Here is an 18589-nt window from a genome sequence, read left to right on the forward strand (position 1 = left end):
GAGAGTCGCAACGTCAGGACCAGCCACCCCAGCCTCAAGGCCGCCATGCCCACCGCCGCCGCCCTAAGACCGGTCGCCCGCCCGATCACCACCGACGACATCGGGATCGCGACGCTGCACCACACGCCCAGCCGCCTGACCATCCGCTGGTCGGACGGGCGCGAGAGCCCCTATCCCGCGATCTGGCTGGCCGACAACCGGCCGGACCGCCGCGACCGGCCTGACGGGCAGCGCCTGTTCGACGCCATCGACCTGCCGGACGATATCGTCCTCCAGGCCGTGGCCCTCGCCGCCGACGGGTCGGTCGAGATCCGCCTCTCTGGCTTCGACACCCCGGCGCGGTTCGCCGCCGCCTGGCTGCGGACCCATGCGCTCGACCCTGCCTCGCGCGCCGAACGCCGGCCGCGGCCGGTGCTGTGGGATGCAGGTCTGGCCGCCGCACCGCCCAGCGGGGACTATGCCGCGGTGCGGACCGATGACGGCGCCCGTGCCGCCTGGCTGCGCCGGGTGCACGATCACGGCTTCGGCCTGCTACGCGGCGTGCCGACCGAGCCGGGCATGGTGTGCAAGGTGGTCGAGATCTTCGGCCATGTCCGCGAGACCAACTACGGCCGGCTGTTCGACGTGGTGGCGGTGGAGAAGGCGCAGAACCTGGCCTTCACCGCGCTGTCCCTGGGCAACCACACCGACAACCCCTATCGCGATCCGGTGCCGCAGATGCAGTTGCTGCACTGTCTGGAGGCGGCGTCCGAAGGCGGCGAATCGGTGGTGGTCGACGGCTTCGCTGCCGCCGACCGGCTGCGACGCGAGGCGCCCGATGCCTTTGCCCTGCTGACCCGGCGGGCCGTGCCGTTCCGCTATGTCGAACCCGGCAAGGTCGACCTGCGGGCCAAGGCGCCGCTGATCGAGCTGGATGCCGACGGCGACGTGGCCGCGGTGCGCTACAACAACCGTTCGATCGCGCCCTTCGACCTGGACCCCGACGAGGTCGAGGCCTTCTACGACGCCTATCGCCGCTTCGGCCGGCTGCTGCACGACCCTGACCTGACCGTGGGCTTCCGCCTGGCGCCGGGTGATTTGTTCATCGTCAACAACCGGCGCGTCCTGCACGGCCGCCGCGGCTTCTCCGCCGGGCGCCGCTGGCTGCAGGGCTGCTACACCGACACGGATGGGCTGACCAGCACCCTGTTCAGCCTGGAGGCCTCCCGATGAGCGACACCCTGCATCCGCTGCTGGCCGAGATCGAGGGCCTGTTCGCCGCCCATGGCCACAACACCTATGGCGAGGGCGTCACCATGCAGGAGCATGGGCTGCAGGCCGCGGCCCTCGCCGAGCACGAAGGCGCGCCGGACACGCTGGTGGTCGCCGCCCTGCTGCACGACATTGGCCATTTCCTGGAGCTGGCCGACGACGCCTATGGCTATCACAAGCATGACGGCGCCGGCGGCGACTGGCTGGCCGTCCGTTTCGGCCCGGAGATCAGCGAGCCGGCGCGGCTGCACGTCGCCGCCAAACGCTATCTCTGCGCCGTCGAGCCCAGCTATCTCGACGTCCTGTCCGTCGCCTCGGTCCATTCCCTCGGCAAGCAGGGCGGGCCGATGAATGCCGCGGAGGCCGCCGAATTTGCCCGGCACCCCCATGTCGAGGGCGCGGTGCGGCTGCGGCGCTGGGACGATGGCGGCAAGATCGAGGGGCTGAAGGTCAGCACCGTCGCCGACTATCGCGACCGCATCCTGAAGGTGGCGAAGGCCTGAGTCGACGGCTCCCACCGTTCGTCATAGCGAGCTCCGCAGGGGCGTGGCCATCCGGGGCCGCCTGCACCGGCCCCTGGATCGCAGCGTCGCTGCGGGGCTCGCTATGACGGTTCGGTCAGGCCGCGGCCACCGCCTGGATCTCGACCAGCAGGCTGGGCACGACGAGGCCGGCGACGATCACCAGCGTCGAGGCCGTGGCGTGCCCGGCCAGCCGCCGTTCCCGCACCGTGCGGTACAGCGGCAGCAGGTCCGGCCGGATGATGAAGCCGTCGACCTTGACCAGGTCGGTCACCGCCATGCCGGCATCGGCCAGCACGGCGAGCAGGTTGTCCCAGGCCAGCTCCATCTGCCGTTCCGGATCCTCCGGCACGGTGCCGTCGGGCGTGGCGCCGACCTGGCCGGAGATGTGCAGCCAGCGCGCGCCGGCCGGGGCCGAGGCGCCATGGCTGTAGCGCGAGAATGGTGCGGCGACGCCGGCCGGGTTGTGCAGCGTGATCGTCATGGGTCTTCCCCCGTATCGGTCAGGTGCGGCCGGAGAGCGGATCGTTTTCCAGCAGGATCGGCGCGCCATGCGGCGTCGCCCGCGCCGCCCGGTCCCAGGCCGCCTTGCGGTGCCGCAGAGTATCGCTGTCGGCGGCGCCCTTCGCCACCACCAGCTGCTCCAGCGCGGCCAGCCAGTGGTCGTAGTAGCGGCTGCCGTCATCGGGGTCGCCGGCCGCCTGGGCCCGGGCGATCTCCGCCCCCAGCGCCGCCGCCCATTCATCCCAGGTGAAGACGCCGCGGTCGCGTAGCGCCACCGCCATGGCGAAGGCCTGGGCCTGCCAGGGCTCGGCGAACACCGGGCCGTCGGCATCGCGCGGCAGCGGCGCCGTGCCGTCCAGCGCACCGATCACGCCGTCATGCCGGGTCAAGATAGCCCTCCCAGGCATCGATCGAGACCTCGAGCGTCGGGTCGGCCCCGTCGCCCCACAGCTCCGGCCCGGTGAAGCGCACGGTGTAGAGCCATTGCGGATCCTCGTCCGCGCCATGGGCCCGGGCGTCGGGCAGCACGAACACGCCATGCACGCGATCGACCACCCCAAGCTTGCCGCGAGCATAGCGCGGCAGCCTGGTGTGGCCCGTCGGGTGGATATTGCGGGTGCGGATCGCCTGGCCCACGGCGAAGCGGGCCGGTGCCGTTTCCGGCCGCTGGTAGTTGGTGCCGCGCGCCAGCACGCCCGCCACCTGGTCCGCCTGCAGCGCCGGCGGCACCGGCAAAGCGGGGTCGATCGCATGCCCGGCCGCCAGCTCCGCCGCCGTCACCAGCCCGTCGGCCAGCAACAGCTTCTCCAGCCCCTTCAGCCAGATCTGGTAGTAGCTGGAGGACAGGTATTCGGCCGGGTGCAGCGTTTCCCGCGCATGCCGGCTGGCGTCGATCGACCAGCGCCGCAGGGCGCCGCTGGCGAGGTTCATGGCCAGCACGCGCTTTTCCCAATCGGCGTGGAAGCGGACATGCTCCGGCTCGGGCACCACCGGGCCGAAGCCCATCATGCCGCCGAGATCCTGGCCGCCATTCATGGCTGCACCCCCTTCGACCCGCGGGTCTCTGGCGTCCGCGCGATCCCGGCGCCGATCATGCTGTCGCGGCTGACCAGGTCGGCCAGCGCCTCCTCGTCCCAGCCTTCGGTGCCGGCGGGGCGCATCGGGATCACGAGATAGCGGGTCTCGGCGGTCGAATCCCAGACCCGGATCCGGGTCGATGCCGGCAGGGTCACGCCGAAATCGGCGAGAACGCTGCGCGGGTCGATCACGGCGCGCGAGCGGTAGGGCGCCGATTTGTACCAAACCGGCGGCAGGCCGAGCACCGGCCAGGGATAGCAGGAGCACAGGGTGCAGACGATCAGGTTGTGCGTGTCGGCCGTGTTCTCGACCGCGATCATGTGCTCGCCGCCGCGGCCGCTGAAGCCGAATTCGCCGACGGCGGCGGTGGCGTCGGCGCGCAGCCGGTCGCGATAGGCCGGGTCGGTCCAGGCCCGGGCCACCACGCGGGCGCCGTTGCGCGGGCCGATCCGGGTCTCGTAGGTCTCGATCAGGGTGTCGAGCGCGGCGGGGTCGACATAGCCCTTCTCGACCAGCACCGATTCCAGGGCGCGGACCCGCAGCGCCGTGTCGGACAGGTCGCTGCCCTCGTGATCGTGATCGTGGTCATGATGGTGGTGGTCGGACATGGGCATCGCTCCGCTGGCCGGGGAGATGTCGGAGACTAGCGCCACAGGACGGCGGCGACCAGCCGCCGGGCGCTACCGTCCCATGCGCTTTCGTGCTAGCAAACCCGCCAACCGACCCCTGATGAAACCGGAGCCGAGCGATGGCCGCCGAGACCGCATCCCGCAAAGAAACCGACAGCCTGGGCGCCGTCGACGTCCCATCCGACCGCTACTGGGGCGCGCAGACGCAGCGCAGCCTGCAGAACTTCAAGATCGGCGGCGAGCGGATGCCGGCCCCGCTGGTGCGGGCCCTGGGCATCCAGAAGAAGGCCTCGGCCCAGGCCAACATGGCGCTGGGCGAGTTGGACCCGACGGTCGGCAACGCCATCGTCGCCGCGGCCGAAGAGGTGATCGACGGCACCCTGGCCGACCATTTCCCGCTGGTGGTGTGGCAGACCGGATCCGGCACCCAGACCAACATGAACGCCAACGAGGTGATCTCGAACCGCGCGATCGAGATCCTGGGCGGCGAGATCGGCTCGAAGAAGCCGGTGCACCCGAACGACCACGTCAACCGCGGCCAGTCCTCGAACGACAGCTTCCCGACGGTGATGCACATCGCCGCGGTCGAGCAGATCGGCCATGAGTTGCTGCCGAGCCTGGAGCATCTGCACAGCGCCCTGGCCAGCAAGGCGTCGGAGTTCAAGGACATCGTCAAGATCGGCCGCACCCATCTGCAGGATGCGACGCCGCTGACGTTGGGCCAGGAATTCTCAGGCTATGCCCGCCAGATCGAGCTGGGCATCTCCCGCGTCAAGGGCTGCCTGCCGCACCTGCTGGACCTGGCCCAGGGCGGCACCGCCGTCGGCACCGGGCTGAACGCCAAGGAAGGCTTCGCCGAGGCCTTCGCGGCGCATGTCGCCAGCATCACCGGCTTCGCGTTCCGCACCGCGCCGAACAAGTTCGAGGCGCTGGCCGCGCATGACGCCTGCGTCGAAGCGTCGGGCGTGATGAACACGCTGGCGACATCGCTGATGAAGATCGCCAACGACATCCGCCTGCTCGGCTCCGGCCCCCGCTGCGGCATTGGCGAGATCCACCTGCCGGAGAACGAGCCCGGCTCGTCGATCATGCCGGGCAAGGTCAACCCGACCCAGTCCGAGGCGATGACCATGGTCTGCGCCCAGGTGATGGGCAACAACGTCACCATCACCTTTGCCGGCGCCACCGGCCATTTCGAGCTGAACGTGTTCAAGCCGGTGATCATCTACAACCTGCTGCAGTCGATCCGCCTCCTGGCCGATGCCTGCCGCAGCTTCACCGACAACTGCGTCGTCGGCATCGAGGCCCGCACCGACCGGATCGGGCAGCTGCTGCACGAATCGCTGATGCTGGTGACGGCGCTGAACCCGCATATCGGCTACGACAACGCCGCCAAGGTGGCGAAGAAGGCGCATGCCGAGAACACCACGCTGAAGCAGGCGGCGATCGCGCTGGGCCTGCTGACGGCCGAGCAGTTCGACGAATGGGTGCGGCCGGAGACCATGGTCGGCCCGAACGCCTGACCCGACGTCGGTGAGCGGCGTCCGCAAGCGGTCGGTCAACATCGCCGGCCACGCCACCAGCGTGTCGCTGGAGCCCGGCTTCTGGGACGCCCTCACCCGCCTTGCCGCCCGGCGTGGCCTGCCGGTCAACCGGCTGGTCGAGGCGATCGACGCGGCGCGCGACCCGGACGGCAACTTGTCCAGCGCGCTGCGGATGGCGGTGCTGGAAGCGGCGCTGGCGCGCGAAATTTGACAAGAAAAAGCCCCGGTCGCGCTGCGCCGGGGCTTTTCATCATCGGGCTGAAGCGATCAGCCGCCACACTGCGCGGCGTAGCCCTGGTCGCCGGTCGCGACCTGCTGGTCCAGTTGCTGCAGTTGCGCATCCGTCAGCTTCAGCTCGGCCTGGCAGGTCTTGTAGATGTCGACGAGCTTTTTGGTCTCGCCGAGCAAATCCTTGCTCGCGGAGCACTGGTCGTCTTTCGAGGCCCCGGCCTGCAGCTTGGTCATCGTGGCCTGGGTCAGGGTCTGGATCTTCTGGGCTTGGGCCTGGACATCGTCGGTGCAGCCGGCAAAAGCCGGCGATGCCAGCATCACGGTCGCGGCGGCGGCGAGAAGAATACGCTTCACGAAAAGCTCCTTGGGCGTTTTATGGCGAGACTGCAGCGTTGCCTGCTGCAGTCGGTCAAAAAACCCCTGGTTGCGGACTCTGTTCCCAGCAATTGCCGATAATTGCATCGGTTCCGGTGCCCAGCCGGGCTCTTAATGATCATTCGACCACCAGGCCTCCAGCACGGTGCCGTAGGTCGGGTTGACGTTGGTCACCCGGCCGAGATCGCCCCAATAGGCGACGTAGTCGCGGTCGAGATAGTAGAGCGGCACGACATAGTTGCCCCACAGCAGCACCCGGTCCAGCGCGTGAACCGCAGCCTGCAGCTCTTCCTGGCTGTCCGCACTGGTGACCGCCTTGATCATGGCGTCGACCACGGGACTCTTCACCCCCGGGTAGTTGCGGGTGCCCGGCACGTCGGCCGAACCGCTGCCCCAATAGCCCGACTGCTCCACCCCGGGGGACAGGGTGGTGATCCAGGTGTTGAGGATCATATCGAAATCGTAGTCGCCGACCCGGTTGGCATATTGCGCACTTTCGACCAGGCGGATCGACGCCTGGATGCCCAACCGCCGCAGCTGGTCGGCATAGGCCAGGGCGACGCGCTGGTAGCTCTTGTTCTGCAGCAGGATCTCGAAGCGGAACGGCGCGCCGTCGGCATCGACCAGCGCATTGTCCTTCACGGTCCAGCCGGCCTCGGCCAGCAGCGCCTGGGCGGCCCGCAGGTTCTCCCGGTTGCGGCCGCTGCCGTCACTGGGCGGCAGGGTGTAGGGGTCGCTGAACAGCTGCGGCGGCAGCTGGGCGCGGAACGGGTCCAGCAGCTTCAGCTCCGCGCCCTTCGGCGTGTCGATGGCGGCCAGCGACGAATTGGCGAAATAGCTGTCGTCGCGCTTGTACTGGCCGCCCAGCAACGTCTTGTTCACCCATTCGAAATCGAAGGCCATGACCAGCGCCCGCCGCACCCGCGCATCGGCGAAGACCGGCCGCCGGCTGTTCATGGCGAAGCCCGTCATGCCGACCGACCGGTATTGCGGCAGGGTCAGCAGCGTCACCCGCCCGTCCCGGACCGCCGGGAAATCATAGTTGCCGTCGGTCCATTTCTCGGCATTGCCCTCGCGACGCCACGTATAGGCCCCGGCCTTGAACGCCTCCAGCGCGGTGTCGGCGTCGAGGTAGAAGTCGAAGCGCATCGTGTCGAAATTATACAGGCCCTTCATCGCCGGCAAATCCGCCGCCCACCAGTTCTGCACCCGGGTCAGGGTAATGCTGCGCCCGGCATCGACCGCGCTGATGGCATAGGGGCCGGCGCCGAGCGGCGGGTCCAGGCTGGGCTGGTCGAACGGATGCGCCGTGTACCAGGCCTTGCTGAGGATCGGCTGCAGGGCGACGACCAGCGGATCCTCGCGTGCGATGCCCGGCTTGAACCGAAAGCGCACGGTGCGGTCGTCAACCCGGTCGATTCCCGCCATCTCCTCATACAGGCTGCGGGTGTTGGGCCGGCCCTTGGTGCCCTGCGTCTGCCAGCTGAAGATCACGTCGTCGGCGGTCAGCGGCGTGCCGTCCTGGAACACCGCCTTGGGGTTGAGGTGGAAGGTGACCGTGAGCCGGTCGTCCGATACCTCCACCCCGTCGGCGACATAGGGGTAGAGGGTGAAGGGCTCGTCCCAGCCGCGCGTCATCAGGGTGGCGAAGACATAGGGCGGCACGATCAGCCGGACCTGGTCGGTCTGGCCGCCGATGATGAAGGCGTTCAGCGTGTCGAAGCTGCCGACCACCGCCTGGCGCAGCTCACCACCCTTCGGGGCTGCCGGGTTGGCATAGGCAAAGTGATCGAAATCCGCCGGGTATTTCGGCGTGCCATGCGCCGCCAGGCCGGGGCCCGGCCCGGCAGGCTCGGGCACAGCCGCCGCCTGGGCCCACGCCGCCGCGGGGACGGCCCCGAGCAGCAGGACGGCGAGAAAAAGGCGGGGCAGAAGGCGGGCGGCGCGCATGCAGGCGGTATCCGTGGTCGGATTCGGTCGGCCGCAGTCTTCCCGCCGCCGGCCCGCGGCGCAAGGCCGATACGCGACATCTCCAATCATCGTCATTGCGAGCGAAGCGAAGCAATCCATCGCGCCGTTCGCACCGGCCCCTGGATTGCTTCGTCGGCTTCGCCTCCTCGCAATGACGGCGAGGGATGCTCGCGGCTATTCCGCGGCGCGGGCCAGGGGTGGCCAGACGCCCCAGATCTCCTCGGCGTAGTCCTGCACCGTGCGGTCGGAGGAGAACCAGCCGACCTGGGCGGTGTTGAGGATCGCCATCCGGGTCCAGCCGGCGCGGTCGCGATAGGCCGCGGCCGCCTTGGCCTGGGCCTCCCAATAGGCGGCGAAGTCGGCCGCCACCAGGAACCAGTCACTGTGCCGCAGCGCATCGGTGATCGGCCGGAACCGGCCGGGATCGTCGGGCGAGAAGGTGCCGTCCTCGATCGCCGCCACGGCCCGGGCCAGGCGCGGGTCGGCCGCGATCACCGCCCCCGGGTCGTAGCCTTGGGTCCGCTTCGCCGCGACCTCGGCCGCGGTCAGGCCGAAGATCAGGATGTTCTCCATGCCGACCCGCTCGGCGATCTCGACATTGGCGCCATCCAGCGTGCCGATGGTGATGGCGCCGTTCAGCGCGAACTTCATGTTGCCGGTGCCCGACGCCTCCATCCCGGCGGTCGAGATCTGCTCCGACAGATCGGCGGCCGGGATGATCCGTTCGGCCAGGGTGACGTTGTAGTTCGGCAGGAACACCATCTTCAGCTGGTCGCGGATGGCGTGGTCGCCGTTGATGACGCGACTGACGTCATTGGCCAGCTTGATGATCAACTTGGCCACGGCATAGCCGGGCGCGGCCTTGCCGGCGAAGATCTTGACCCGCGGCGTCCAGGCCGCGTCGGGATCGTCCCGCATCTCCTGCCACAGCGCCACGGCGTGCAGGATGTTCAGCAGCTGGCGCTTGTATTCGTGGATGCGCTTGACCTGGACGTCGAACAACGCGTCGCCGGAAACGCGGAGGTCGGCGATCTCGGCGATGTGATGGGCCAGCAGCGCCTTGTTGCGGCGCTTCACCGCCCAGAACGCCTCGCGGAAGGCGGTGTCCTCGGTCTTGCCGCGCAGCGCGCCCAGCCGCTCCAGGTCGTTTTCCCAGCCGGTGCCGATCATGTTGTGGATCAGCTGGGCCAGGTTCGGGTTGGCCTGTACCAGCCAGCGCCGCGGGGTGATGCCGTTGGTCTTGTTGGTGATGCGGCCCGGGAATTCCTCGTTCAGGTCGCGGAACACCGTCTCGCGCATCAGCTGGGTGTGCAGCGCCGAGACGCCGTTGACCCGATGGCTGCCGAGGAAGGCCAGCGGCCCCATGCGCACGCGCCGGTCCCAGCCTTCCTGGATCAGCGACAGGCCGCCCAGCCGGCTGGGGTCCTTCGCGATCACGCGTGAGGATTTCAGGAAGCGGTCGTTGATCTCGTAGATGATCTGCAGGTGCCGCGGCAGCACCCGTTCCAGGAGCGCGACCGGCCAGGTCTCCAGCGCCTCGGGCATCAGGGTATGGTTGGTGTAGCTGATACAGCCGGTGGTGATCTTCCACGCCCGGTCCCAGTCCAGCCGGTGCCGATCGATCAAGAGCCGCATCAGCTCCGGCACCGCGATCGCCGGGTGGGTGTCGTTCAGCTGCATCGCCGCCTTTTCCGGCAGGTCGTCATAGCCGTCGTGATGCATGCGGTGGCGGCGCAGCACGTCCTGCAGCGAGGCGGAGGTGAAGAAGTATTCCTGCTTGAGCCGCAGTTCCTGCCCGGCCGGGGTGTTGTCGTTCGGGTACAGCACGCGCGACAGGATCTCGGACAGGATCTTGTCCTCGACCGACTTCATGTAGTCGCCGGAATTGAACGGCACGAGGTCGAATTCCCGCACCGGTTTGGCCGACCACAGGCGCAGCGTGTTCACCGTGGCGCCGCCCCAGCCGACCACCGGGGTGTCGTAGGCGACGGCAAGAACCCGCTGGCTGCCCTGCCAGCGCGCGGTCGGCTTGCCGCCGGGGCCCGGCTCGCCGAATTCGACCTTGCCGTAGAAATCGATGGGGTAGGCGACCTCCGGCCGCTCGAACTCCCAAGGGTTGCCGAATTTCAGCCAATCCTCGGGGTATTCGACCTGCCAGCCGCGGTCGAACTGCTGTTCGAACAGCCCGTATTCGTAGCGGATGCCGTAGCCGGTGCCGGCGATGCCCAGTGTCGCCATGCTGTCGAGGAAGCAGGCGGCGAGACGGCCGAGGCCGCCATTGCCGAGCGCCGCGTCGGGTTCGACCTCCAGCACCGAGCCGAGGTCGACGCCGAAATCGGACAGCGCGTCGCGGCAAGTCTCGTACAGGCCGAGATTGGTCAGCGCGTTGGCCATCAGCCGGCCGATCAGGAATTCCAGGCTGAAATAGTAGACCCGCTTGCCGTCGCTGGCCTCTTCCCGATGCTGCGCGTCCATCCAGCGGTCGACCAGCCGGTCGCGCACGGCCAGGGCGGTGGCGGCGAACCAATCGTGCCGGGTGGCACGGTGGATCTCGCGGCCGACGGCATAGACCAGCCATTCCAGGATGTCGCGTTTCAGCGATTCCCGATCGAGCCCACGCGGTTCGATGGCGATCGTGGCGGCTGGCGGCTCCATCGGCTCACCCCTTTTGCTGCACTGCAATATCGCCATCCGTTACACCACGGAACGGCGCCCCGATCAATCATATGACAAAAAAATGGCCCGGCGGAGAGTTCCGCCGGGCCGGTCGTGATCAGCAGAGAAAACTTACTTGGCGCCGACCTTGGCCAACTCAGCCTGGGTGGCCTCCAAGAACTTGCCGGCGTTCCAGATCCAGAACACGTAGTCGGCCTGCTTGCGATCGCCCTTGTCGTCGAAGGACAGGTCGCCCAGCACGGTCTTGTACAGCGTGCCGTCATGCAGCGCCTCGGCCACCTTCGGGCCTTCGAAGCTCTTGGCCTTGGTCGCCGCCTGGGCCCAGGCCTGCACCGCCGCGTAGCTGTACAGGGTGTAGCCCGTCGGGTCGAACTTGTCGGCCTCGAACTTGGCGACCACGTCCTTGGCGGCGGGGGACTTGCGCTGGTCGGCGCCGAAGGTCATCAGCACGCCCTGGCCGGCGTCGCCGGTGATGCCCCAGAACTCTTCCGCCACGATGCCGTCGCCGGAGACGAACTGTGCGTTCAGGCCCTGTTCGCGCGCCTGGCGCACGATCAGGCCGGCCTCGCTGAGCAGGCCGCCGTAGTAGATCACGTCGACCTTGGCCTGCTTCATCTTCGAGACGACGGCCGAGAAATCCTTCTCGCCGACCGTGATGCCCTCGTACAGCACTTCTTTCAGGCCGGCCTTGTTCATCGCCGCCTTGGTGGCGTCGGCCAGGCCCTTACCATAGGTGGTCTGGTCCTGGATGATGGCGACGTTCTTGCCCTTGTACTTGTCGGCCAGGAACGGACCGGCGACTTCACCCTGCTGATCGTCGCGGCCGCAGGTGCGGAAGGTGGTCTTCTGCCCCTGTTCGGTCAGCTGCGGGTTGGTCGAGGCCGGGGAGATCTGGACGATGCCTTCCTCGGCATAGACCGCGGAGGCCGGGATCGAGACCGAGGAGTTGAAGTGGCCGATCACGGCCACGACGCCTTCGCCCACCAACTCGTTCGCCGCGGCCACGCCCTGGCGCGGATCGGAGGCATCGTCGCCATAGACCACGGTGATCTTCTGGCCGTTGACGCCGCCGGCATCGTTCAGCGCCTTCACCGCCGCATCGGTGCCGCGCTTCATCTGCTCGCCGAAGGAGGCGTTCGGGCCGGTCAACGGCGCGCCGAGGCCGATCTTCACATCGGCCAGGGCCGGGGTCGTCGCCAGCGCGGCGAGGGCCGCGCCGACCAAGAGGACTCGGTTCAATCTCGTCATCAGATCGCTCTCCCAGTTCTTTGCCCGGCAGGACGGTCCCACCGGGCCTTGCTTTCCACCGGCCCGCGAGGCCGGCGTCTTACCGTGCCCACCGGCCCCTGCGGGGCCGGCATCTTACCGTGCCGTGGACGACCGGTCGCGCCAGCCGAACAGGCCGGCGCGCTCGTACATCCACGGATACTGCCGCACCATCTTCGCCGCCCGGGTCGCCCGGAAGGCGCTGGTGGTGCACAGCCCGATCCACACAAGATCGATGACAAAGCCGGTCGGCGACAAGAGCGTTCCGCCGAACAGCGCGAAGTGCAGGAAGCGCGTCGCGCAGGCGATCAGCACCACGAAAGGGATGACCTTGCGCATCGGCGCCCAGCCCTGGGCCTGGCCCTGGCCGGTCAGAAGCCCGGCCCCGCCGCCCAAAATCAGGCTGACGAAGATGAAATCGCCGACCGTGGTTCCGAGGATCTGTTCCATCGCCTGCTCCTCAGTGTCCGCCTTCGAGATAGGCGGCCCGGACCTCAGGGTTGGCCAGCAGCTCCCGCCCGGTGCCGCTCATCGTCACCCGACCATTGACCATGACATAGCCGCGATGGGCCAGCTTCAGGGCATGGAACGCGTTCTGTTCGACCAGGAACACGGTCATGCCCTGCTCCCGGTTGATCACCTTGATCGCCTCGAAGATCTGCTTCACCACCAGTGGCGCCAGGCCGAGCGACGGTTCGTCCAGCAGCAGCAGCCGCGGCCGGCTCATCAGCGCCCGGCCGATGGCCAGCATCTGCTGCTCGCCGCCTGACAGCGTGCCGCCGCGCTGGACCTGCCGCTCCTTCAGCCGCGGGAACAGGGTGAAGATCTGCTCCAGGTCCTGGTCGAAGTGCGACGGGTCGGCGGTGAGGCCGCCCATCTTGAGGTTTTCCATCACCGTCATGCGCGGGAAGATCCGCCGCCCTTCGGGCGAGATGGCGACGCCGCGGCGCACGATCTCGAAGGTCGGCAGCCGGGTGATCTCCCGCCCGTCAAACACGACGGCGCCCTGGCGCGCCTGCGGATTGCCGCAGATCGTCATCAGCAGCGTCGACTTGCCGGCGCCGTTGGCGCCGATCAGGGTGACGATCTCGCCTTCCTTGACCTCGACATCGACGCCGCGCAAAGCCTCGATCGCACCGTAGAAGGTGTGCACGCCCTGCAGCGACAGCATCACGACCGCACCTCCCCGGTCGAGACGGTCCCAGTCACATTGGCCAGATCGGCGGCGATTTCCGGCGGCAGGTCGTCCTCCTCCGGCTCGCCCAGATAGGCGCGGATCACAGCCTCGTCGCTGCGGATCTCATCCGGCGTGCCGTCGGCAATCTTCTTGCCGTGGTCGAGCACGACGATGTGGTCGGAGATCTGCATGACGACGCTCATGTCGTGCTCGATCAGCAGCACGCTGGTGTTGTGTTCGTCGCGGATGGCGCGCAGCAGGCCGTTCAGCTCCTGCGATTCCCGCGGGTTCAGGCCGGCGGCCGGTTCGTCCAGGCACAGGATCACGGGATCGATGCACATCGCCCGCGCGATCTCCAGCCGCCGCTGGCCGCCATACGGCAGGCTGCCGGCGGAATCATCGGCCTGGGCGGTCAGCCCGACCCGGTCGAGCCAGAACTTCGCCTTCTCGATCGCCTCGCGCTCCGCCCGGCGGTAGACCGGCAGGCCGAGCAGCCCGGCGATCGAGAAGGCCGAAGCCTTCATCAGCCGGTTGTGCTGGGCCACCATCAGGTTCTCCAGCACGCTCATGCCGGCGAACAGCCGGATGTTCTGGAAGGTGCGGGCGACCCGGGCCTGCTGGGCGATGCGGTAGCCGGGGATCTGCTCGAGCAGGAATTCCCGGCCGTCGGTGCGCAGCGTCATCCGGCCGGAGGTCGGCTTGTAGAAGCCGGTGATGCAGTTGAACAGCGTGGTCTTGCCGGCGCCGTTCGGCCCGATCACGGCGGTGATGTCGCCGGCCCGGATGTCGAAGGTGGCGGCATCGATGGCGACGAGGCCGCCGAAGCGCATCGAGACCTGCTCGATGGACAGAAGAGTGGTCATGACGAGGCCCTCTTCTTGCCGTGCAACAGGATGGTCGGGTCGCGGTGGGCCAGGAGGCCGCGCGGCCGCCACACCATGATGCCGACCATGCACAGGCCGAACACCAGCATGCGGTACAGGTCGAGGCCGCGGAACGCCTCGGGCAGGCCGATGATCAGGCAGGCCGCGACGACGATGCCGAGCTGGCTGCCCATGCCGCCGAGCACGACGATGGCCAGGATGATCGCGGATTCGATGAAGGAGAAGCTCTCCGGGCTGATGAAGCCCTGGTAGGTCGCGAAGAAGCTGCCGGCGAAGCCGCCGCACATCGCCGAGGTGGCGAAGGCCGCCAGCTTCAGGTTGGTGCGGTTGATGCCGAGCGACTGGCAGGCAATGTCGTCCTCGCGGATCGCTTCCCAGGCCCGGCCCAGCGGCAGGCGCCGCAGCCGCGTGCTGATCAGGTTGACCACCAGGGCCAGGGCCAGGATCAGCAGGTACAGGAAGACGATGCGCTGGGTCGGGCTGTAATCGATGCCGAACAGCTGGCTGAAAGAGGTCTGGCCATCCGGCGGGCTGCGGTCGAACGGGTAGCCGAAGAAGCTGGGCCGCGGGATGTTGTTGATGCCGTTCGGCCCGCCGGTCACCGGCGCCCAGTTGATCAGGATGATGCGGATGATCTCGCCGAAGCCGAGGGTGACGATGGCGAAATAGTCGCCGCGCAGCCGCAGCACGGGATAGCCCAGCACCAGGCCGAAGCAGGCGGCGAACAGCCCGGCCAGCGGCAGGCAGATCCAGAAGCTGAGGCCGAAGGTGGTCGACAGCAGGGCATAGGAATAGGCGCCGACGGCGTAGAAGGCGACATAGCCGAGGTCGAGCAGCCCGGCGAGGCCGACGATGATGTTCAGCCCCCAGCCCAGCATGATGTAGATCAGGACGATGGTGGCGACGCCGAGGGTCGAGCGTGTCGCCAGGTCGGTGAACGGGAAGATCACCGCCAGCACCACCAGGATCGGCCCGACATAGACGCTGAGGCGCTGCACCCGGGCGCCGACCCGGTCCATCGCCCGGTCGCGTTCCTGCCGTGACAGGCCGGCGCGGTGGCGGCGCTGCACCATGACGGACTGGATCGCCAGCCACAGCGACCCGAAGGCGCCGATCAGCAGCAGCGGGACGGAGTGGAGGTCCAGCACCGGCAGCGGCGGCAGCGTGTCGGACACCGACGGCCGCAGATATTCATAGATCGGCGGCAGGGCGAAGATGACCAGGAACAGCAGGCTGAGCCAGAACACCGGCTTGGGGAAGCCCTCGCGGTTCAGGATCAGGCCGATGCGGCCGAGGAACACCAGCACCACGGCGATGGCCACCGCGGTGAAATCGGTCTCGAAGCTGAGCGAGCCGCTCTGCTCCACGGTGCGGATGCCGACCAGGGGTGCGGTCAGGACCAGGGCGATCAGGGCGGTGATCCCCGCTTCCTTCACCATGGCCACGGGGTCGAAGCGGCGCACGGCGGCCGCGTCGGCTTGGGCGATCGTCGCCATGGCTCAGACCTTCTCGATGTCGGGGCGGCCGAGCAGGCCGGACGGACGGAAGATCAGCACCAGCACCAGGATGGTGAAGGCCGCGACGTCCTTGTATTCCGACGAGAAATACCCCGACCAGAAGGCCTCGATCAGGCCGATCAGGATGCCGCCCAGCATGGCGCCGGGCAGTGAGCCGATACCGCCCAGCACCGCAGCGGTGAAGGCTTTGATGCCGGCGAGGAAGCCGATGTAGAAGTCGATCACGCCGTAATACAGCGTCACCATCACGCCGGCGACCGCGGCCAGCGCCGCGCCGATGACGAAGGTGGTGGAGATGGTACGGCCGACATCGACCCCGATCAGCGCCGCCATGGTGCGGTCCTGGGCGCAGGCGCGCTGCTGCCGGCCGAGCGAGGTGCGGTTGATGACCCAGGTCAAGCCGATCATCAGCGCCAGGGTCAGCACCACGATGATGATCTGCAGATAGGACAGGCTGACGTCGAAGCCGCCGCCGGAGGTCAGCTGGAACCCGCCCGGGATCTGCGGCGGGATCGGCTTGCGCCGTGCCCCCTGCAGCAGCTGGACGTAGTTCTGCAGGAAGATCGACATGCCGATGGCGGAGATCAGCGGCGCCAGCCGGGTCGAGCCCCGCAGCGGCCGATAGGCCAGCCGTTCGATGGTCCAGCCATAGGCGGCGGTCACCACCACCGAGACGACCAGCACGATCGCCAGGGCCAGGATCACCGACACCCCGGTCACGCCGAAGATGCCGAGCACCACGAAGCTGATCACCGCGATGAAGGCGCCGATCATATAGATCTCGCCATGGGCGAAATTGATCATGCCGATGATGCCGTACACCATCGTGTAGCCGATCGCGATCAGACCGTAGATCGCGCCCAGCGTCAGCCCATTGATGAGCTGCTGCAGAAAATATTCCATGCTCGCGCCGATTTGCCTCCACAGACCATCCTGGGACGGTCAATAGACCACCCAGGGATGATCGACCTCTCTGTTCGCTCGCCGTTTAAACCGAGGGCGTTTCTCTGTTCAAGCTCCGCGTCGCTGGCGGATTGGCGCGACTATGGCGAAGAAAATGCATCGTTACAATCTCAATGAATCATAAGACGTTTCGGGCGCTTAGGCCATGGTTCAGGCACCAAAGCGGTCGAGAATCCGCCGGATCGGCTCGCTGTAGGACGGATCCCAATAGCGGACATGCACCAGCAGCGGATACAGCAGGTAGATCGGCCGGCGGCCATCCCAGAAGCCGGGGTCGAGCGGCGCGATCTCGGCATAGCGTTGGAAGAATGCCTCGTCGAAGGTGCCGAACAGGGACGGGTAGGCCAGCTCCATCTCCGGATGGCCGCAGGAGATTGCCGGGTCGATGAACGCGGCGACTCGGCCGTTGCGGTGCAGCAGGTTGCCGGTCCAGATGTCGCCATGCAGCAGCGCCGGGTGGTGCGGCTCCGACAGCAGCTCGTCCAGCCGTCCGGCCAGGATCTCGATGCGGCGCAACAGATCGGCATCGACCGTGCCCTCGGCATGGCCGGCCCGGGCCATGTGCAGCAGGCGATGGTCGCGGAAGAACGGGACCCAGCGCCCGGACGGCGGATTCGGCTGGGCCAGCTTGCCGATCGTGGTGTCCCTGGCATAGCCGAAGCGCAGCCACGGCGCCGCATGCAGCGCCGCCAGCAGCTCCGCGGCATGAAGCTGGGCGGCGTGGCCCGGCGGCCCCGGCTCATGCGCGACATGCTCCAGCAGCAGCAGATCCTCGGCCGCATGCAGCACCGCGGGCAGCGGCAGGGCGGAATGGTGCGCCAGCTCGCTGAGCATCCAGGCCTCGAGCAGCAGCGCCCCCTGGCCGGCCTTCGCAACGATCCGATTCCCATCGGCGAGATCGACCCGCAGCACCGCCACGGTGGACCCACCCGGCAAAGGCGCCACCGCCACCGGCCGCACCCCGAGCGCCGCCTCGATCCGGCCGGCGAGGACGGCATCGAGACCGTCGGTCATGGCATCGTGCGGCAGCATAGGTCCAGCTCGGCTCGGGCGGGAATCATCCGGCATGCATATACCGGCCGAGGCGGCGATGGGCGGTTTTCAGCCCTCGACGTCCAGGATAATCTTCGCAGATGAAGCTCATCTTCCTCTACGGGCCGCCGGCATCCGGCAAGCTGACCGTCGCCAGGGACCTTGCGGCGCTGACCGGCTTCGCGCTGTTCCACAACCACCTCGTGGTCGACGCGGTGGGCGCGGTCTTCCCCTTCGGCAGCGAGCCGTTCGTCAGGCTGCGCGAACGGTTCTGGCTCGATGTGCTGCGGGACGCGGCCGGGACGGGACGCTCGGTGATCTTCACCTTCGCGCCGGAAGGGACAGTGGCCCGCGATTTTCCGGACCGGGCCCGGCAGGCCGTCGAAGCCGCCGGCGGCACGGTGATCTTCGTCCGCCTCACCCTGTCCGAGGACGAACAGGAGCGGCGGATCGACAATGCCGACCGGTCCGAATTCGGCAAGCTGCGCTCGCTCGACCTGCTGCCCCAACTGCGCGACCAGTTCGCCGACGCCGAGGCGGCGATGCCGCCCCCCGCCCTGACCATCGACACCGGCGCCACCGACCCCGCAACCGCGAGTCGACTGATCGCGGACCGGTTCGGCCAGACCAAAGCTTAACCCAGCCGCCCCTCGCGCATGGCGGCAACCAGGCCGTCGCAGCCGGCTTCGACCAGGTCGAGCACATGCTCGAAGCCGGCGGCGTCGCCGTAATAGGGGTCGGGCACGTCCTGGCCCTCCCGCCCCGGCGCGAAATCCAGGAACAGGCCGAGCCGGCCGCCGCCGGCGGCGGACAGGCGGCGCATGCGGCCGAGATGGCCATGATCCATCGCCAGCAGCAGGTCGAAGCGGCGGAAATCCACCCGCTCCAGCTTGCGGGCGCGCAGCGGCAGCAGGTCATAGCCGCGCGAAGCCGCGGCCCGGATTGCCGGCGGATGCGGCGGCTCGCCGGCA

The 18589-nt window shown here is 68.2% G+C and carries 20 protein-coding genes; 5 read left to right on the forward strand and 15 right to left on the reverse strand.

Features of this window, described 5'->3' with window-relative positions:
• Together tmpA and AC3XYG_RS13635 are read left to right on the forward strand one after the other, a co-directional pair.
• Positions 1-1212, forward strand: a 1212-nt coding sequence (tmpA, locus tag AC3XYG_RS13630) for a 2-trimethylaminoethylphosphonate dioxygenase (RefSeq protein WP_489140379.1), incomplete at its 5' end; no start/stop codon positions are given.
• Positions 1209-1754, forward strand: coding sequence for an HD domain-containing protein (locus AC3XYG_RS13635; protein ID WP_489140380.1), 546 nt, complete (start codon positions 1209-1211; stop codon positions 1752-1754). The genes tmpA and AC3XYG_RS13635, both read left to right, overlap by 4 nt.
• Before the next feature lie 115 nt (positions 1755-1869).
• Here the strand turns inward: AC3XYG_RS13635 and AC3XYG_RS13640 are convergent, their stop codons facing one another.
• The 4 genes from AC3XYG_RS13640 to nthA are packed head-to-tail and all read right to left on the reverse strand — an operon-like array spanning position 1870 to position 3961.
• Positions 1870-2256 carry a RidA family protein gene (locus AC3XYG_RS13640; protein ID WP_489140381.1) on the reverse strand — a complete coding sequence of 129 codons (387 nt, stop codon included), beginning with the start codon at positions 2254-2256 and terminating at the stop codon, positions 1870-1872.
• A 19-nt stretch (positions 2257-2275) separates the two neighbouring features.
• Complete coding sequence (locus AC3XYG_RS13645) at positions 2276-2665, reverse strand: nitrile hydratase accessory protein (RefSeq protein WP_489140382.1); 390 nt, start codon at positions 2663-2665, stop codon at positions 2276-2278.
• Positions 2652-3311 carry a nitrile hydratase subunit beta gene (gene nthB / locus AC3XYG_RS13650; RefSeq protein ID WP_489140383.1) on the reverse strand — a complete coding sequence of 220 codons (660 nt, stop codon included), beginning with the start codon at positions 3309-3311 and terminating at the stop codon, positions 2652-2654. Before nthB ends, AC3XYG_RS13645 begins: the two co-directional genes overlap by 14 nt.
• Complete coding sequence (gene nthA / locus AC3XYG_RS13655; protein ID WP_489140384.1) at positions 3308-3961, reverse strand: nitrile hydratase subunit alpha; 654 nt, start codon at positions 3959-3961, stop codon at positions 3308-3310. Before nthA ends, nthB begins: the two co-directional genes overlap by 4 nt.
• A 140-nt stretch (positions 3962-4101) precedes the next feature.
• On the opposite strand from nthA, the gene fumC reads away from it, so the two are divergent.
• Positions 4102-5505, forward strand: a complete 1404-nt coding sequence (gene fumC / locus AC3XYG_RS13660) for a class II fumarate hydratase (protein WP_489140385.1) — start codon at positions 4102-4104, stop codon at positions 5503-5505.
• Positions 5506-5515: 10 nt separating this feature from the next.
• Positions 5516-5737, forward strand: coding sequence for a ribbon-helix-helix domain-containing protein (locus tag AC3XYG_RS13665; RefSeq protein WP_489140386.1), 222 nt, complete (start codon positions 5516-5518; stop codon positions 5735-5737).
• 56 nt (positions 5738-5793) lie between these two features.
• Here the strand turns inward: AC3XYG_RS13665 and AC3XYG_RS13670 are convergent, their stop codons facing one another.
• The 10 genes from AC3XYG_RS13670 to AC3XYG_RS13715 all read right to left on the reverse strand — a co-directional run bounded on the left by AC3XYG_RS13670 (position 5794) and on the right by AC3XYG_RS13715 (position 17600).
• The gene (locus AC3XYG_RS13670; protein WP_489140387.1) at positions 5794-6111 is read right to left on the reverse strand and encodes a hypothetical protein; all 318 of its coding nucleotides are present in this window, start codon (positions 6109-6111) and stop codon (positions 5794-5796) included.
• 132 nt (positions 6112-6243) lie between these two features.
• Positions 6244-8082: an extracellular solute-binding protein gene (locus tag AC3XYG_RS13675; RefSeq protein ID WP_489140388.1), complete on the reverse strand. Its 1839-nt coding sequence runs from the start codon at positions 8080-8082 to the stop codon at positions 6244-6246.
• 195 nt (positions 8083-8277) lie between these two features.
• A complete protein-coding gene (locus AC3XYG_RS13680; protein WP_489140389.1) occupies positions 8278-10758 on the reverse strand; it encodes a glycogen/starch/alpha-glucan phosphorylase in 2481 nt (826 codons plus the stop codon).
• A 132-nt stretch (positions 10759-10890) separates the two neighbouring features.
• Entirely contained in the window at positions 10891-12027 is a 1137-nt protein-coding gene (locus tag AC3XYG_RS13685; protein WP_489140390.1) for a branched-chain amino acid ABC transporter substrate-binding protein, read from the reverse strand.
• Positions 12028-12141: 114 nt separating this feature from the next.
• On the reverse strand, positions 12142-12495 hold the full coding sequence (locus tag AC3XYG_RS13690; protein ID WP_489140391.1) for a DUF6867 family protein: 354 nt from the start codon (positions 12493-12495) through the stop codon (positions 12142-12144).
• A 10-nt stretch (positions 12496-12505) separates the two neighbouring features.
• Positions 12506-13216 (reverse strand): ABC transporter ATP-binding protein, encoded by a 711-nt coding sequence (locus tag AC3XYG_RS13695; protein WP_489140398.1) that lies wholly within the window; start codon positions 13214-13216, stop codon positions 12506-12508.
• A complete protein-coding gene (locus AC3XYG_RS13700; RefSeq protein WP_489140392.1) occupies positions 13216-14085 on the reverse strand; it encodes an ABC transporter ATP-binding protein in 870 nt (289 codons plus the stop codon). The genes AC3XYG_RS13695 and AC3XYG_RS13700 overlap by 1 nt, the downstream gene beginning before the upstream one ends.
• Complete coding sequence (livM, locus tag AC3XYG_RS13705) at positions 14082-15602, reverse strand: high-affinity branched-chain amino acid ABC transporter permease LivM (RefSeq protein WP_489140393.1); 1521 nt, start codon at positions 15600-15602, stop codon at positions 14082-14084. Before livM ends, AC3XYG_RS13700 begins: the two co-directional genes overlap by 4 nt.
• Before the next feature lie 3 nt (positions 15603-15605).
• Complete coding sequence (locus tag AC3XYG_RS13710) at positions 15606-16526, reverse strand: ABC transporter permease subunit (RefSeq protein ID WP_489140394.1); 921 nt, start codon at positions 16524-16526, stop codon at positions 15606-15608.
• A 210-nt stretch (positions 16527-16736) separates the two neighbouring features.
• Positions 16737-17600: a fructosamine kinase family protein gene (locus AC3XYG_RS13715; protein WP_489140395.1), complete on the reverse strand. Its 864-nt coding sequence runs from the start codon at positions 17598-17600 to the stop codon at positions 16737-16739.
• A gap of 119 nt (positions 17601-17719) precedes the next feature.
• On the opposite strand from AC3XYG_RS13715, the gene AC3XYG_RS13720 reads away from it, so the two are divergent.
• Positions 17720-18256: a P-loop nucleotide/nucleoside kinase family protein gene (locus AC3XYG_RS13720; RefSeq protein WP_489140396.1), complete on the forward strand. Its 537-nt coding sequence runs from the start codon at positions 17720-17722 to the stop codon at positions 18254-18256.
• On the opposite strand, the gene AC3XYG_RS13725 is transcribed toward AC3XYG_RS13720, so the two are convergent.
• The coding region (locus tag AC3XYG_RS13725; RefSeq protein ID WP_489140397.1) for an arsenate reductase/protein-tyrosine-phosphatase family protein at positions 18253-18589 on the reverse strand (337 nt) is incomplete at its 5' end. The genes AC3XYG_RS13720 and AC3XYG_RS13725 overlap by 4 nt on opposite strands.

Source organism: Inquilinus sp., assembly GCF_057815775.1.

Coding starts and splice junctions, on each gene's coding strand:
- AC3XYG_RS13675 (WP_489140388.1), bottom strand. CDS start 8,082: ATGCGCGCCGCCCGCCTTCTGCCCCGCCTTTTTCTCGCCGTCCTGCTG.
- AC3XYG_RS13685 (WP_489140390.1), bottom strand. CDS start 12,027: ATGACGAGATTGAACCGAGTCCTCTTGGTCGGCGCGGCCCTCGCCGCG.
- AC3XYG_RS13680 (WP_489140389.1), bottom strand. CDS start 10,758: ATGGAGCCGCCAGCCGCCACGATCGCCATCGAACCGCGTGGGCTCGAT.
- nthB (WP_489140383.1), bottom strand. CDS start 3,311: ATGAATGGCGGCCAGGATCTCGGCGGCATGATGGGCTTCGGCCCGGTG.
- AC3XYG_RS13690 (WP_489140391.1), bottom strand. CDS start 12,495: ATGGAACAGATCCTCGGAACCACGGTCGGCGATTTCATCTTCGTCAGC.
- AC3XYG_RS13635 (WP_489140380.1), top strand. CDS start 1,209: ATGAGCGACACCCTGCATCCGCTGCTGGCCGAGATCGAGGGCCTGTTC.
- AC3XYG_RS13715 (WP_489140395.1), bottom strand. CDS start 17,600: ATGACCGACGGTCTCGATGCCGTCCTCGCCGGCCGGATCGAGGCGGCG.
- fumC (WP_489140385.1), top strand. CDS start 4,102: ATGGCCGCCGAGACCGCATCCCGCAAAGAAACCGACAGCCTGGGCGCC.
- AC3XYG_RS13710 (WP_489140394.1), bottom strand. CDS start 16,526: ATGGAATATTTTCTGCAGCAGCTCATCAATGGGCTGACGCTGGGCGCG.
- nthA (WP_489140384.1), bottom strand. CDS start 3,961: ATGTCCGACCACCACCATCATGACCACGATCACGATCACGAGGGCAGC.
- AC3XYG_RS13640 (WP_489140381.1), bottom strand. CDS start 2,256: ATGACGATCACGCTGCACAACCCGGCCGGCGTCGCCGCACCATTCTCG.
- AC3XYG_RS13700 (WP_489140392.1), bottom strand. CDS start 14,085: ATGACCACTCTTCTGTCCATCGAGCAGGTCTCGATGCGCTTCGGCGGC.
- AC3XYG_RS13695 (WP_489140398.1), bottom strand. CDS start 13,216: ATGCTGTCGCTGCAGGGCGTGCACACCTTCTACGGTGCGATCGAGGCT.
- AC3XYG_RS13720 (WP_489140396.1), top strand. CDS start 17,720: ATGAAGCTCATCTTCCTCTACGGGCCGCCGGCATCCGGCAAGCTGACC.
- livM (WP_489140393.1), bottom strand. CDS start 15,602: ATGGCGACGATCGCCCAAGCCGACGCGGCCGCCGTGCGCCGCTTCGAC.